Genomic DNA, 14,554 nt, shown 5'->3' on the forward strand with positions numbered 1-14,554 from the left:
TGCGCCGACTCCTCGGGGGCGGTGTGCGGAGACGTACGGTTCCGGCGGGGGATCGGGGCGTGAGCGCTCTGGGCTCGCGGGGGCGGGCTCCCGGGAGCCCGCCACGGGGAGCTCGGAGGCGGGGCCGCGGACCGACCAGACCAGCCGCGCCGTGTAGGCCGTGACGAGGACCGCGCCCAGCATGTGCACGAGCACCAGGGCCGCGGGCAGGTGCAGGAAGTACTGCACGTAACCGACGACGCCCTGCAGGACCTGCACGACCAGCAGGTCCCGGGCGGCCCGGCGCGTGCGCCCGGCCGTGTCGGTCGCGTACAGCGCCACCAGCAGCGCCACGGTCAGCCCGATGAGGAGGAAGACGACGTCGGCGTGCAGCTGGCTCATCAGCTCGGGGTCGAAGCCCATGCGGCCGACCCGCAGCTCCCCGTCGGCCCCCTCGGTCAGGTCGCCGCTGTGCGGCCCGCTGCCGGTCACCACCGTGCCGAGCACCAGGACGGCGGCGGTGGCCGCGGCGATCCCGTTCACCAGCAGCGCGAACGGCCGGCGGACGAGCAGCTGGCCGACGCCTGGCTCGCGGCTGCGCAGCCACAGCGTGGTCATCAGCGCCACGAGGACCGCGGACAGCAGGAAGTGCGCCGCGACCGTCCAGGGGTTCAGCCCGGTCAGCACCGTGATGCCGCCCAGCGCGGCCTGCACCGGGATGCCCAGGAAGCCGAGGACGGCGAGCCGGCGCAGGTCCCGCCGCGGGGACCGCCACACGACGACCACCGTGGCGACGGCGACGGCGGCGAGCACGAAGGTGAGCAGCCGGTTGCCGAACTCGATCACGCCGTGCCCCGCAAGCTCGGACGTGGCCACGAAGCTGTCGTCGGTGCAGCGCGGCCACGTGGGGCAGCCGAGGCCGGAGCCGGTCAGGCGCACGGCGCCACCGGTGACCACGATGAGCCCGTTGGCCACCGCGTTGGCGAGGGCCACCCGGGAGATCGTCCGGGAGGAGAAGGAGGCGGGCAGGACCGGCACGACCCGATGCTAGGCGGTCGCCGGACCGGGGTAGGTGCAGGCGACGGACCGCCCAGCCACGGCGGCGAGACCTCCCTCACGGATCGAGTGGCATGACGAGCGCGTACTTCTCCGGCGGCCCCTTCGACGATTTCCTCGCCCGCTACCTGGGCGGCGGCGGCCCGCGACGGATCGACCTCCTCCAGCTGCTCAGCGGGCCCGCGCGGGAGCTCATCTCCGCCGCGGCCCGGCACGCGGCGGGCACCGGGCACGCCGACCTCGACACCCAGCACCTGCTGTGGGCGATGACCGAGGACGAGCCGACCCGCACCCTGCTGTCGCGGGCGGGCGCCGACCCCGACGAGCTGCGCCGGCAGCTGGACGGCGAGCCGCCCCGCGGTGAACCGCGCACCGAGCCACCGGCCCTCACCCCGGCGGCCAAGCGCACGCTGCTCGACGCCCACCAGGTGTCCCGCGCGCTCGGCTCCACCTACATCGGCCCGGAGCACCTGCTGTTCGCCATGGCGGTGAACCCCGAGTCCCCGGGCGGCCAGGCGCTGCGCGCCCGCGGGATCACGCCCGAGTCGCTGCAGCAGGCCGCCACCGGGGGTGGGAACGGCGGCGGGGGCCAGGGCGGCGGCCGCCCGGCGTCCGGGACGCCGACCCTGGACGAGTTCGGCCGCGACCTCACCGAGCTGGCCCGGGACGGTCGGCTGGACCCGGTCATCGGCCGCGACGACGAGATCGAGCAGACGCTGGAGGTGCTCTCCCGCCGGCGCAAGAACAATCCGGTGCTCGTCGGCGAGGCCGGCGTCGGCAAGACCGCCATCGTGGAGGGGATCGCGGCGCAGATCGCCGCCGACGACGTCCCCGACACGCTGCGCGGCCGCCGCGTGGTGGAGCTCGACCTCACCGGTCTGGTCGCCGGCACCCGCTACCGCGGCGACTTCGAGGAGCGGCTGAAGAAGATCATCGAGGAGATCCGCGAGCACTCCGACGAGGTCGTCGTCTTCGTCGACGAGCTGCACACCGTCGTCGGCGCCGGGGCGTCCGAGGGGTCGGGCGGGGCGGGCAACATGCTCAAGCCGGCGCTGGCCCGCGGCGAGCTGCACGTCATCGGCGCCACGACGCTCGACGAGTACCGCCGCAGCATCGAGAAGGACGCCGCGCTCGAGCGGCGCTTCCAGCCCGTCCTGGTGAGCGAGCCCGCGGTCGAGGACGCCGTGGAGATCCTCCGGGGGCTGCGCGACCGCTACGAGGCCCACCACCAGGTGCGGTTCACCGACGAGGCGCTGGTGGCCGCCGTGGAGCTGGCCGACCGGTACGTCCCCGACCGGCACCTGCCGGACAAGGCGATCGACCTCATCGACCAGGCCGGCGCCCGGGTCCGGCGGCGGGTGAGGACCCCGGCGACCGACCTGCAGGGCCTCGAGCAGGAGATCGCCGGCCTGGAGCGGGAGAAGGACCAGGCGGTCGCCGCGGAGCACTACGAGCGCGCCTCGGAGCTGCGTGACGAGCTCGCCGCGGCCCGCGTGCGGCTGGAGCAGGCCCGCGCCGGTGGTGACGCCGGGGTGCCGTGCGTGGAGGTCGAGGACATCGCCGAGGTGGTCTCGCGCGCCACCGGCATCCCGGTCAGCCGGCTGACCCAGGAGGAGATGCAGCGGCTGCTCGACCTGGAGGAGGACCTGCACCGGCGGGTGATCGGCCAGGACGAGGCCGTGGCGGTCGTCGCCGAGGCCGTCCGCCGCTCGCGCGTGGGGCTGGCCGACCCCGACCGGCCGATCGGCAGCTTCCTGTTCCTCGGCCCCACCGGCGTCGGCAAGACGGAACTGGCCCGGGCGCTGGCCGAGGCCCTGTTCGGCGACGCCGACCGGATGGTCCGGCTGGACATGAGCGAGTTCCAGGAGCGGCACACGGTCAGCCGGCTGGTCGGTTCGCCCCCCGGCTACGTCGGCTACGAGGACGCCGGCCAGCTCACCGAGGCCGTGCGGCGCCGGCCCTACTCGGTGGTGCTGCTGGACGAGGTCGAGAAGGCCCACCCCGACGTCTTCAACACCCTGCTGCAGGTGCTCGACGACGGGCGGCTGACCGACGCCCAGGGCCGCACCGTCGACTTCACCAACACCGTCCTGATCATGACGAGCAACCTCGGCTCGGAGCTGATCCAGGGCCGCACCACGCCGCTCGGTTTCGGCAGCGGGGACGACGGGGCCGCCGACGCCGGGCTGCGGGACCGGCTGATGCGCCGGCTACGGGAGTCGTTCCGGCCGGAGTTCCTCAACCGGATCGACGAGATCGTCGTCTTCCGGCAGCTGGAACCCGAGCAGCTGCGCCGGATCACCGACCTCCTGCTGGAGGAGACCCGACGGCGGATGGCCGCCCAGGACATCGCCCTGGAGTTCGCCCCCGAGGCCGTCGACTGGCTGGCCGAGCGCGGGCACCAGCCCGAGTTCGGTGCCCGGCCGCTGCGCCGGGTGATCCAGCGCGAGGTCGACAGCCCGATGTCCCGGCTGCTGCTCGACGGGCGCGTCCGCCGCGGCCGGCGGGTGCGGGTCTCCGCGGGGGAGGGGCACCTGGAGTTCTCCCCGGTCGAGGAGCAGGACGACGGCGCACCCGGGCGCGGATCCGGCCCGGCGTGAGGTGTGTCACGACCGGCGGGTGCCGAGCGCGAGGGTTAGGCGGACCTTGGTTGCAGCGCCCCGGAAATAGGTCACAATCGTGTTGTGGAAAGCGAGGACCGGAGCACGCGGCACCGCGTGAGCGCCCTCCTGCTCGAGCACGGCCCGCAGACGGCCAGCGAGCTGGCGCGGCGGCTGGGGATCTCGCCGGCCGCCGTCCGGCGGCACCTCGACGCGCTGGTGGCCACCGGCCGCATCGAGGAGCGGCAGGCGCCGGGAGCCCGGCGCGGCCGGGGCCGGCCCGCCCGGCAGTACCACCTCAGCGACGTCGGCCGGTCGACCTTCCCGCACGCCTACGACGACCTCGCGCTGTCCGCGCTGCGCCACATCGCCGCCTCGCAGGGGCCCGAGGCCGTCCGCACGGTCGCCGAGGCGCAGCTGTCCGGTCTGGAGGAGCGCTGCTCGACCGCGGTCGAGCAGGCCACCGCCGGGCGCGCCGGGGCTCCGGTGGACCGTGCCCAGGCGCTCGCCTCGGCCCTCACCGCCGAGGGTTACGCTGCCGCGGCCTCGGCGATCGCCGGCGGCGGTCAGCTCTGCCAGCACCACTGCCCGGTGGCGCACGTGGCGGCCGAGTTCCCGCAGCTGTGCGAGGCCGAGACGGCGGTCATCGGCCGGCTCGTGGGCACGCACGTGCAGCGGCTGGCCACGATCGCGCACGGCGACGGGGTGTGCACCACCCACATCCCCGGCCCGCTGCCCGGCGGCCGGGAACACAGCCGGGAACACCCTCGCGGGGGGAACAGATCGACCCTCGCGGGCCCTGTACCAGGTGACCGGAGAGCGCTGCGCGCAGCAGCCGGCGCCCCGTCCAGCAGCAGCTCCACCCTCACGTTCGACCGGGAGAGGACGCCCGCATGACCAGCACTCAGCAGCCGGTGACCAGCACGCCGCTGACGCAGGACGAGCAGATCGACCAGCTCGGCCGCTACCAGTACGGCTGGGCGGACGCCGACGTCGCCGGGGCCTCGGCCAGGCGCGGCCTCGGCGAGGACGTCGTCCGCGACATCTCGCGGCGCAAGAACGAGCCCGAGTGGATGCTCGAGCGTCGCCTCAAGGCGCTCAAGCTCTTCGGGCGCAAGCCCATGCCCGACTGGGGGTCGGACCTGTCCGGCATCGACTTCCAGAACATCAAGTACTTCGTGCGCTCCACCGAGGCCCAGGCCGCCTCGTGGGAGGAGCTGCCCGAGGACATCAAGAACACCTACGACAAGCTGGGCATCCCGGAGGCCGAGAAGCAGCGGCTCATCGCCGGGGTGGCCGCGCAGTACGAGTCCGAGGTCGTCTACCACAAGATCCGCGAGGACCTCGAGGAGCAGGGCGTCCTGTTCCTCGACACCGACACCGCGCTGCGCGAGCACGAGGACCTGTTCAAGGAGTACTTCGGCTCGGTGATCCCGGCCGGTGACAACAAGTTCGCCGCGCTGAACACCGCGGTGTGGTCCGGCGGCTCGTTCATCTACGTGCCCAAGGGCGTCCACGTCGAGATCCCGCTGCAGGCCTACTTCCGGATCAACACCGAGAACATGGGCCAGTTCGAGCGGACGCTCATGATCATCGACGAGGGCGCGTACGTGCACTACGTCGAGGGCTGCACCGCGCCGATCTACAAGAGCGACTCGCTGCACTCCGCGGTCGTCGAGATCATCGTCAAGAAGAACGCCCGCTGCCGGTACACGACCATCCAGAACTGGTCGAACAACGTCTACAACCTCGTCACCAAGCGGGCGGTCGCCCACGAGGGCGCCACCATGGAGTGGGTCGACGGCAACATCGGCTCCAAGGTGACGATGAAGTACCCGGCCGTCTGGATGACCGGCGAGCACGCCAAGGGCGAGGTGCTCTCCATCGCCTTCGCCGGCGAGGGCCAGCACCAGGACGCCGGCGCCAAGATGGTGCACGCCGCGCCGCACACCTCGTCGAACATCATCAGCAAGTCGGTGGCCCGCGGTGGTGGCCGCACCTCCTACCGCGGCCTGGTGCAGATCGACGAGGGCGCCCACGGCTCGAGGTCGACGGTGAAGTGCGACGCCCTGCTCGTCGACACCATCAGCCGCTCGGACACCTACCCCTACGTCGACGTCCGCGAGGACGACGTCGCCATGGGGCACGAGGCCACCGTCTCCCGGGTCAGCGAGGACCAGCTCTTCTACCTGATGAGCCGCGGCATGACCGAGGACGAGGCCATGGCGATGGTCGTGCGCGGCTTCGTCGAGCCGATCGCCCGCGAGCTGCCGATGGAGTACGCCCTCGAGCTCAACCGCCTCATCGAGCTGCAGATGGAAGGTGCCGTCGGCTGATGCCGGACAGCAACGAGACCACCACCCTCGCCGGCGAGCTGTTCGCGCCGGGCGTCGGCGCCCAGGCCGGGCCGCCGTCGACCCCGGCCGCGGGCACCGGCACCGCCGGTGAGGCGGCGCCGGGCGCGCACAGCCACGGCGGCCCGGCCCCGACCGGCTCCCCGGCCGAGCGCTTCACCTCGACCGACCCCGACGCCTTCGGCGTCCCGACCGGCCGCGAGGAGGCCTGGCGCTTCACCCCGATGCGCCGGATCCGCCCGCTGCTGGACGGGGTCCCCTCCGAGGCGCACCTGCGGTGGAAGACCGACCTGCCCGACGGCGTCGAGCTCACCTCCGTCGACGCCGACGACCCGCTGCTCAAGGGCCTGCCCGAGCCGGCCGACCGGCTGGCGGCGCTCACCCGGCAGCGCAGCGGCGGCGCGGCCGTCGTCCGCATCCCCGCCGAGGCGCGGCCCGACCGGCCGATCACCCTCGGGCTGGCCGGCACGGGGTCGGACGACGTGGTGTGGGGCCAGCTCGTCGTCGAGGTCGGCGCGTTCGCCGAGGCGACCGTCGTCCTCGACCACACCGGGCTGGCCCGCTACTCCGGCGGCGTCGCGGTCCTGGCCGGCGACGGCGCGAAGCTCACGCTCGTCTCCGTGCAGGAGTGGGCGCCGGGCAGCGTGCACGGCGGCCAGTACGACACCGTCGTCGGCCGCGACGCGAGCGTCACTCAGGTCGTGGTGACCCTCGGCGGCGACCTGGTGCGGCTGGTCAGCAACGTCTCCTACGCCGGCCCCGGCGGGTCGGCCGAGCTCTACGGCGTGTACTTCGCCGACGAGACCCAGCACCAGGAGCACCGGCTGTGGGTCGACCACGCGGTGCCGCACTGCCGCAGCGACGTGCTCTACAAGGGCGCGCTGCAGGGCGAGGAGGCGCACACGGTGTGGGTCGGCGACGTCCGCATCCGCCCGGCCGCCGTCGGCACCGAGACCTACGAGCTCAACCGCAACCTGGTGCTCACCGACGGCGCGCGCGCCGACTCGGTGCCCAACCTGGAGATCGAGACCGGCGAGATCGTCGGCGCCGGCCACGCCAGCGCCACCGGCCGGTTCGACGACGAGCAGCTGTTCTACCTGTGCTCGCGCGGCATCGACGCCGAGACCGCGCGGCGCCTGGTCGTCCGCGGCTTCTTCGCCGACGTCGTCCAGCGGATCGGCGTCCCCGAGCTGCAGGACCGGCTCATGGCCTCGGTCGAGGCCCGGCTCGGCGCCCTCCCCGGGTTGGCCGAGCAGCCGGTGGAGGTCTGATGGCCTTCGCCCGGTTGTGCGCCCTGTCCGACGTCAAGGAGCCCGGCGCGCTGCGCGTCGAGCTGCCCGACGCCGGCCGTGAGCCGATCGCCGTCGTCCGCTTCGAGGGCGAGGTGTTCGCGATCGAGGACCTCTGCTCGCACGCGGAGGTCCCGCTGTCCGAGGGCGACGTCGAGGAGTTCAAGGGAGCCCCGACCATCGAGTGCTGGCTGCACGGGTCGTGCTTCGACCTGACCAGCGGCCGTCCCACCAACCTGCCGGCCACCGAGCCGGTCCCCGTCTACCCGGTCCGCGTGGACGGCGACGACGTGCTCGTCGACGTCGACTCGCCGATCGGCACCTGAGGAGCAGAAGACAAGTGTCCGTGCTGGAGATCCGCGACCTGCACGTCAGCGTGGGGGAGGGTGACGACGCGAAGGAGATCCTCCGCGGCGTCGACCTCACCGTCCGTTCGGGCGAGACCCACGCGATCATGGGCCCCAACGGGTCGGGCAAGTCGACCCTGGCGTACTCGATCGCCGGTCACCCGAAGTACACCGTGACCGGTGGCTCGGTGACCCTCGACGGCGAGGACGTGCTCGCCATGAGCGTCGACGAGCGCGCCCGGGCCGGGTTGTTCCTGGCCATGCAGTACCCGGTCGAGGTGCCGGGCGTCTCGGTGTCGAACTTCCTGCGCACCGCGGCGACCGCGGTCCAGGGCGAGGCGCCGAAGCTGCGCACCTGGGTCAAGGACGTGAAGTCCGAGATGTCCGCGCTGGAGATGGACCCGGCGTTCGCCGAGCGCAACGTCAACGAGGGCTTCTCCGGCGGTGAGAAGAAGCGCCACGAGATCCTGCAGATGCGGCTGCTCAAGCCGAAGATCGCGGTCCTCGACGAGACCGATTCCGGGCTGGACGTCGACGCGCTGCGGATCGTGTCCGAGGGCGTCAACCGCACCCGCGAGGAGGGCGAGATCGGCGTCCTGCTGATCACGCACTACACCCGCATCCTGCGCTACATCACGCCCGACTTCGTGCACGTCTTCGTCGGCGGCCGGTTCGTCGAGGAGGGCGGCCCGGAGCTCGCCGACAAGCTCGAGAACGAGGGCTACGCCGAGTACGTCAAGGGCCCGGAGGCTGCATCCGCATGACCCAGACCGTCTCGCGTCCCGGTGCCGGGGCGCAGAAGGCCCCGCTGCCGCTGGACGTCGAGGCGATCCGGGCGGACTTCCCGATCCTGTCGCGCACCGTCCGCGACGGGAAGCGGCTGGTGTACCTCGACTCCGGCGCGACCTCGCAGAAGCCGCGCAGCGTCCTGGACGCCGAGCGCTGGTTCTACGAGAACGTGAACGCCGCCCCGCACCGCGGCGCGCACCAGCTCGCCGAGGAGGCCACCGGCGCCTACGAGGCCGCCCGCGAGACGATCGCTCGCTTCATCGGCGCCCGCACCGACGAGGTCGTGTTCACCCGGAACTCCACCGAGTCGATCAACCTCGTGGCCTACGCGCTGTCCAACGCGGCGACCGCCAAGGAGCCGGAGTTCCGCCGGTACGCCGTGGGCCAGGGCGACGAGATCGTCGTGACCGAGATGGAGCACCACGCCAACCTGGTGCCCTGGCAGCAGCTGTGCGAGCGCACCGGTGCCACGCTGCGCTGGCTGGGCCTGACCGACGACGGCCGGCTGGACCTCTCCGACCTGGCCGCAGTGGTCAACGAGCGGACCCGGCTGGTCGCGGTCACCCAGCAGTCGAACATCCTCGGCACGATCAACCCGCTCGAGCCGATCGTGGCCCGGGCCCGCGAGGTCGGCGCCCTGGTGCTGGTGGACGGCGCGCAGTCGGTGCCGCACCAGCCGGTCGACGTCACCGAGCTCGGCGCGGACTTCCTCGTGTTCTCCGGGCACAAGATGCTCGGGCCGACCGGCGTCGGTGTCCTGTGGGGCCGCTACGACGTGCTGGACGCGCTGCCGCCGTTCCTCACCGGCGGCTCGATGATCGAGGTCGTCCGCATGGAGGGCAGCACCTTCATGCCGCCGCCGCAGCGGTTCGAGGCCGGCGTGCCGATGACCGCGCAGGTGGTCGGCCTGGGCGCCGCCGTGGAGTACCTGCAGCGCCTGGGCATGGACACCGTGCTGGCCCACGAGGAGGCGCTCACCGCCTACGCGCTCGAGCGTCTCGCGGAGATCCCCGGCGTCACGGTGATCGGCCCGCCCGACACCGTCGCGCGCGGCGGGGCCATCTCCTTCACCGTCGAGGGCATCCACCCGCACGACGTCGGGCAGGTGCTCGACGACCTGGGGATCGCCGTCCGCGTGGGGCACCACTGCGCCTGGCCGGTGGTCCGCCGCTACGGCGTCCCGGCGACCACCCGCGCCACCTTCTACGTGCACACCGGCTACGACGACGTCGACGCGCTCGCCGAGGGGATCCGGAAGGCCCAGCAGTTCTTCGGCGTTGTCCCTGCCGAGGAGGCCTGATCCCGCGATGCAGCTCGAGGCGATGTACCAGGAGATCATCCTGGACCACTACCGGAACCCCCACGGCCGCGGCCTGCGCGAGCCGTTCGAGGCCGAGGTGCACCACGTCAACCCGACCTGCGGGGACGAGGTGACCCTGCGGGTGCACCTCGAGAAGCATGCTGCGGGGGACTTCGTCCTGTCGGACGTGTCCTACGAGGGCATGGGCTGCTCGATCAGCCAGGCCTCGGTGTCGGCGATGTACGACCTCGTCGTCGGCCGGACCGTGCCGCAGGCCCTGGAGACCGGCGAGCACTTCATGACCCTGATGCAGAGCAAGGGCGACGCCTCGGTTGCCGAGAAGCTCGAGGACGAGCTGGAGGACGCCGTCGCCTTCGCCGGCGTCTCGAAGTACCCCGCGCGGATCAAGTGCGCGCTGATGAGCTGGATGGCCCTCAAGGACGCCAGCGCGCGCGCCCTGTCCGTCGCCGACAACGCCACCGCCGGAGGTAAGGCATGAGCGAGACCACCGAGAACCCGACCACCGCCGACGACGCGCCGGCCGAGCTGCCGGCGTACCGGTCGGCACTGCTGGAGGACCTCGAGGAGGCCATGCGCGACGTCGTCGACCCCGAGCTGGGCGTCAACGTCGTCGACCTGGGCCTGGTGTACGGCATCGACGTCGACGACAGCAACGTCGCCGTCCTGGACATGACGCTCACGTCGGCGGCCTGCCCGCTGACCGACGTCATCGAGGACCAGGCGCGCACCGCGCTGACCGGCGGCCCCGGCCCCGGGCTGGTCGACGACATCCGGATCAACTGGGTGTGGATGCCGCCGTGGGGCCCGGACAAGATCACCGACGACGGGCGCGAGCAGCTGCGGGCACTGGGCTTCCGCGTCTGAGGAAGAACCCCGCTGCTCCCCACGCCACGCTCCGCGCGGCGCGGGGCCCTGCAGCGGGGCCGTTCCAGCACCGCCCTGTGCCGGTCCGCCTCCGTGGCGGGCCGGCTCAGCGCATCTCGGCGACGCGCTCGGCGAAGCCCCCGACCGGGCGGAGCTCGCGACGGGCGCCCACGGCGAGCAGCGCCACCCCGGCGGCCAGCGCGCCGGCCAGGGGCAGCGGCAGCGCCACGACGGCCAGGCCGACCGCCAGGGCCACCGCGGTGCCCGCGCCGGTCAGCAGCGGTGTCCGGATGCCGGCAGCGGCGCCGCCGACCATGGCGAGGGCCGCCGCGACGAGCACGAGCAGCGGGCGGGCCGTTCCGGGCGTGACGACCGCCAGCACGGTCGAGGGGACGGCGGCCACCAGCAGCCCCGGCCCCCACGCGCGCTCCGACGGCCGGCGCCGCAGCTCGGGGCCGGCCGCCAGCAGGAGCCCCGCCGCGGCCGGCAGCGTGTAGACCTCCACCGCGTCCGCCCCGGCGGCGGCGCCCGCCACCCAGGCCGCCAGGACCAGCTGCGCGGCGCCGGCCGCGCGCGCCCGGGCCGCCTCCGCCGCGGGACGCCGCAGCACGGCCCACGACCAGGTCATGGCGCCCTGCGCCGCCAGGTGCGCCGTCACGTGACCGGACGACGCGGCGGTCGTCACGAGCAGCACCGCCGCCGCCGCGGAGAGCACGCCGACCGCCAGCGTGTGCCGCCGGGTGTCCGCGGCTAGGCCGGAGGTGCCGGCGAGCGCCGCCCCGTAGAGGGCGGTCAGCACCGCCGCCGCCTCCGCCGGGCCGAGCAGCTGCGCCGGCACGGCCAGCAGCGCGGCCGCCACCAGGCAGCCCACCGCCAGCGGGACGGCGGCCGGCCGGTCCTCCCGGCGCCGGCGGGCGACCACGACCGCGGGCGCGGCGGTGAGCAGGAGCAGCAGCACGAGGCCACGCCACGCCCCGGCGGCGACCAGCTGGGTCAGCGCGCAGGCCACCAGCGTCGCCCCGGCCGCCAGCGCGACCGGGAGCAGCAGTCCCCGCCACCGGCCCTCGAGCCTCGCGGCAGCGACGGCCGCCAGCAAGACACCGGCGTACCCGGCGACGACCTCGCCGCCCGGCCCGCCGGACAGGGTTCCCGCGACGGCGGCACCGGAGACCGCGCCGGCCAGAAGCGGCGCGGCGCGCGGCGGGCCCAGCAGCGGCGACACCGACCGCTCCAGGCGGACGACGAGCAGGCCGGCCGCGGCGGCGAGCACCAGCGCCGCGGACGCTCCCGCGGCGGGTGCCGGTGCCGTCCACGCGCTGCCGATGCCGGCGGTGACGCCGAGGACCCACCACGGGACGGCGGTGACCAGGGCGATGCGGGCCAGGGACGTCCGGGCCCCCAGGACGACCAGCAGGCCGGCGAGCGCGACGGCGAGCAGCAGGCCGGTGCGGAGCACGCCGTCGGGGAGATCGGCGAGCACGCGGGCGGCGGCCAGCTGGCCGGCCACCCAGGCGCCGAGCGGCCAGCTCAGCGGCGCCGGCTGCAGGCGGGCGAGGCCGGCCAGCGTCAGCGCGAGCAGCGCCGGCCCCAGGGGGGTCCCGCCGGGCAGCGGTCCGTCCGGCGCGATGCCGGCCAGGGCCAGCACCACGGCGGTCGCCGCGAGCGTCTCCCGGGTGCCCCGCAGGCCGGCCCGCGAGGCCCGGGCGGAGAGCGCCCCGGCGACGACGGCGGCCAGCAGGAGGGCGGGGGCCGATCCGGCGCCGCCCTGAGCGGGCGCGGCGAGCGTCCCGGCCAGCAGCAGCACCGCGCCGACCGCGAGCAGGACGTGCGGCGGCCGGACGCGGGAGGAGAGGTCCGCCACGCCTCCACGCTAGGGCGGACGCACGGGTCCGGCAGGCCGGGGCCGTCAGCGCATCTGGGTCACCCAGACGACGGCCTCCCGCGCCTGCTGCCGCCTCCGCTCGTAGGTGGCTCCGACGACGAGCAGCACCAGGCCGACGGCGCCGAGGGTGATCCAGCGGGGCAGCAGCGGCGCGTAGGGAGCCAGCCGGCCCAGCACCACCCAGGCCAGGCTGGCGGCGCCGAGGACGAACGGTGCCTGCCGGTGGGCGAGCGCCCCGGCCGCGGTCGCGGCCGCCGCCGCGACGACGACGAGCACCCACCGCACCGGCGACGGCTCGGCGACCGCGGCCAGCGCCGACGGGACCAGCGCGACGGCCACCGCGGACCCCTCCGCAGCCCAGGACCGCCCGCCCGCCCGCAGGCCGGGCAGGGCGAGCACGAGCAGCCCGGCCGCGGCGGGGAGCGTGTAGGCCTCGACCACCGCGACCTGCACGCCCGCCACCGCGGTCCAGCACGCGCCGACCAGCACCGCGACGGCGACCGCCTGCACCACCCGGGAGCGGACGGCGAGGCCGTAGCCCCCCGCCGCGGCCCCCAGCACCGCGAGCTGCACCGCCACCTGGCCGAGCGCACCGGTCGGTGCCGTCGTGCCGACGGCAAGGAGCCCGGCCACGGCGCCGACCGCGGCGGCCACCTGCTCCTCCGGGTGGCCCGCGCGCAGCGAGGCGACGGCGAAGGCGGCCGCCGCGACCAGCGCCAGCAGCAGCCCCGCGGCCGGCCGGCCGAGCGGTCCGTCGGCGGCGGCGAGCAGGACGGCGCCGGCCGGCGCGGCCAGCGCGGCACCGACCGCGGCCGGGCGGAGCTGCGGCAGGCGCACCGCGGCCAGCACGGCGGGCACCGCGGCGGCGAGCGCGAGCGGTGCCAGCGCGGCGAACCGGTCGTCGTCCAGCAGCGCCCCCGCGCCGGCCAGCGCGAGCACCGCGCCGCCGGCGGCCGTGCCGGCACGTGCCACCGGGGACCGGGCGAGCAGGACCGCCGCGCACAGCAGCGCCAGCCCCAGCGCGGTGGCGACGACCAGCCCGCCGGGGCCCAGGGCGTCCATCGCCCCGGTGGTCGCCGCCGCACTCGCGACCGCGCCGGCCGCGGCCAGCGGAACGGCACCCGGCAGCACCGCGGCGGAGCGGCGGGCGCGGGTGAGCAGCAGCGCGCCGGCGGTCGCGGCGAGCAGGAGGCCGGTCGCCGTCCACGCGGGCAGCGGCGCGCGCTCCCAGGCCACCGCGATCCCCAGCAGGGCCGCGCCGGCCGCCGCCGCGCCGGTGAGCAGCCGGGCGACCGGGCGCAGCAGCGCCCGCACCGCGGTGAGAGCGAGGACGTCGCCGAGGGCCAGGCCCAGCAGCGCCGCCACGCCCGCCGGCCCGGACAGGGCGCTCCCGGGGAGGAGCAGCAGGGGCACCGGCTGGGCGGCGAGCAGCGCGATCAGCGGCCAGGCCGCGGTGCTGCGGGTGAGCCGCCCCAGGGCCAGGGCGACCAGCGCCACCACGGCGCAGGACCAGGCGGTCCACAGCCGCAGGGGGACGTCGTCGACCCCGCCCAGCCCGAGGGCGTGCGCGGCGCCCAGATCGACGGCGAGCAGCGCGGCCCCGGCGGCGGCCAGCGCCTCCTCGGTCGCCCGGAGGCCGCGCCGCGCGGTCCGGGCCGAGGCGGCGCACAGCGACGCCGTCACGGCGAGCAGCACCACCGCCTGCCCGGTCACGCCGAGCCGGTTCCAGGCGACGGCGACGAACGCCAGTGCGCCGGCGACGAGCAGGAGCGCACCCAGGCCCAGCAGCACCTGCTGGGGGCTCAGCCGCCGGGCCGGCGCGGGCGCTGCCTGCCCGGTCGGACGGTCCCAGGCGGGCGAGGCGAGCCACGGCGGCGCGTCGGAGGTCGGCACGGGGGCAGGTGGCACAGGGGCAGGTGGCACGGGGGCAGGTGGCGCGGACGCGGCCGGGTACCCCGGACCGGGCGGCCGGGGCGCGCCCGCCGGCGGGAGGAGAGCGGGGGAGGGGACGGGGGGGGGGGCGCCGGGGGCCCGCCCCCCCCGCGCGGCCAACACACCACCCCGCCCCGCCAC

Annotated in this window: 12 protein-coding genes; 9 read left to right on the plus strand and 3 right to left on the minus strand. The window is 75.3% G+C overall.

Features of this window, described 5'->3' with window-relative positions; translation table 11 throughout:
* On the minus strand, positions 1 to 1,017 hold a 1,017-nt coding region (locus tag ACK586_RS04825; protein WP_409329318.1), incomplete at its 3' end, for a COX15/CtaA family protein.
* Between the two features lie 92 nt (positions 1,018 to 1,109).
* Between ACK586_RS04825 and ACK586_RS04830 the strand changes: the two genes are divergently transcribed.
* The 9 genes from ACK586_RS04830 (at position 1,110) to ACK586_RS04870 (ending at position 10,599) form a co-directional block, all read left to right on the plus strand.
* Positions 1,110 to 3,635, plus strand: a complete 2,526-nt coding sequence (locus ACK586_RS04830; RefSeq protein WP_409329319.1) for an ATP-dependent Clp protease ATP-binding subunit — start codon at positions 1,110 to 1,112, stop codon at positions 3,633 to 3,635.
* A gap of 84 nt (positions 3,636 to 3,719) precedes the next feature.
* The gene (locus ACK586_RS04835) at positions 3,720 to 4,532 is read left to right on the plus strand and encodes a helix-turn-helix transcriptional regulator (protein WP_409329320.1); all 813 of its coding nucleotides are present in this window, start codon (positions 3,720 to 3,722) and stop codon (positions 4,530 to 4,532) included.
* Positions 4,529 to 5,971, plus strand: coding sequence for a Fe-S cluster assembly protein SufB (sufB, locus tag ACK586_RS04840; protein ID WP_409329321.1), 1,443 nt, complete (start codon positions 4,529 to 4,531; stop codon positions 5,969 to 5,971). The genes ACK586_RS04835 and sufB overlap by 4 nt, the downstream gene beginning before the upstream one ends.
* On the plus strand, positions 5,971 to 7,260 hold the full coding sequence (gene sufD, locus ACK586_RS04845; RefSeq protein ID WP_409329322.1) for a Fe-S cluster assembly protein SufD: 1,290 nt from the start codon (positions 5,971 to 5,973) through the stop codon (positions 7,258 to 7,260). Before sufB ends, sufD begins: the two co-directional genes overlap by 1 nt.
* Positions 7,260 to 7,604, plus strand: coding sequence for a non-heme iron oxygenase ferredoxin subunit (locus ACK586_RS04850; RefSeq protein ID WP_409329323.1), 345 nt, complete (start codon positions 7,260 to 7,262; stop codon positions 7,602 to 7,604). Before sufD ends, ACK586_RS04850 begins: the two co-directional genes overlap by 1 nt.
* A gap of 14 nt (positions 7,605 to 7,618) precedes the next feature.
* The gene (gene sufC / locus ACK586_RS04855; protein ID WP_409329324.1) at positions 7,619 to 8,389 is read left to right on the plus strand and encodes a Fe-S cluster assembly ATPase SufC; all 771 of its coding nucleotides are present in this window, start codon (positions 7,619 to 7,621) and stop codon (positions 8,387 to 8,389) included.
* A complete protein-coding gene (locus tag ACK586_RS04860) occupies positions 8,386 to 9,714 on the plus strand; it encodes a cysteine desulfurase (RefSeq protein WP_409329325.1) in 1,329 nt (442 codons plus the stop codon). The genes sufC and ACK586_RS04860 overlap by 4 nt, the downstream gene beginning before the upstream one ends.
* A 7-nt stretch (positions 9,715 to 9,721) precedes the next feature.
* On the plus strand, positions 9,722 to 10,213 hold the full coding sequence (gene sufU, locus ACK586_RS04865; RefSeq protein WP_409329326.1) for a Fe-S cluster assembly sulfur transfer protein SufU: 492 nt from the start codon (positions 9,722 to 9,724) through the stop codon (positions 10,211 to 10,213).
* Complete coding sequence (locus ACK586_RS04870; RefSeq protein WP_409329327.1) at positions 10,210 to 10,599, plus strand: metal-sulfur cluster assembly factor; 390 nt, start codon at positions 10,210 to 10,212, stop codon at positions 10,597 to 10,599. Before sufU ends, ACK586_RS04870 begins: the two co-directional genes overlap by 4 nt.
* A 106-nt stretch (positions 10,600 to 10,705) precedes the next feature.
* Here ACK586_RS04870 and ACK586_RS04875 read toward each other — a convergent pair whose 3' ends face one another.
* Together ACK586_RS04875 and ACK586_RS04880 are read right to left on the minus strand one after the other, a co-directional pair.
* On the minus strand, positions 10,706 to 12,460 hold the full coding sequence (locus ACK586_RS04875; RefSeq protein ID WP_409329328.1) for an SCO7613 C-terminal domain-containing membrane protein: 1,755 nt from the start codon (positions 12,458 to 12,460) through the stop codon (positions 10,706 to 10,708).
* A 45-nt stretch (positions 12,461 to 12,505) separates the two neighbouring features.
* The gene (locus ACK586_RS04880) at positions 12,506 to 14,374 is read right to left on the minus strand and encodes an SCO7613 C-terminal domain-containing membrane protein (RefSeq protein ID WP_409329329.1); all 1,869 of its coding nucleotides are present in this window, start codon (positions 14,372 to 14,374) and stop codon (positions 12,506 to 12,508) included.
* Positions 14,375 to 14,554 lie beyond the last annotated feature (180 nt).

It is taken from the genome of Trujillonella humicola (genome assembly GCF_046233715.1).
Classification (GTDB): Bacteria; Actinomycetota; Actinomycetes; order Mycobacteriales; family Geodermatophilaceae; genus Trujillonella; species Trujillonella humicola.

Excerpts from the sequence above, each read along its gene's own strand:
- sufU (WP_409329326.1), top strand. The coding sequence starts at position 9,722 with ATGCAGCTCGAGGCGATGTACCAGGAGATCATCCTGGACCACTACCGG.
- ACK586_RS04830 (WP_409329319.1), top strand. The coding sequence starts at position 1,110 with ATGACGAGCGCGTACTTCTCCGGCGGCCCCTTCGACGATTTCCTCGCC.
- ACK586_RS04870 (WP_409329327.1), top strand. The coding sequence starts at position 10,210 with ATGAGCGAGACCACCGAGAACCCGACCACCGCCGACGACGCGCCGGCC.
- ACK586_RS04860 (WP_409329325.1), top strand. The coding sequence starts at position 8,386 with ATGACCCAGACCGTCTCGCGTCCCGGTGCCGGGGCGCAGAAGGCCCCG.
- sufB (WP_409329321.1), top strand. The coding sequence starts at position 4,529 with ATGACCAGCACTCAGCAGCCGGTGACCAGCACGCCGCTGACGCAGGAC.
- ACK586_RS04850 (WP_409329323.1), top strand. The coding sequence starts at position 7,260 with ATGGCCTTCGCCCGGTTGTGCGCCCTGTCCGACGTCAAGGAGCCCGGC.
- sufD (WP_409329322.1), top strand. The coding sequence starts at position 5,971 with ATGCCGGACAGCAACGAGACCACCACCCTCGCCGGCGAGCTGTTCGCG.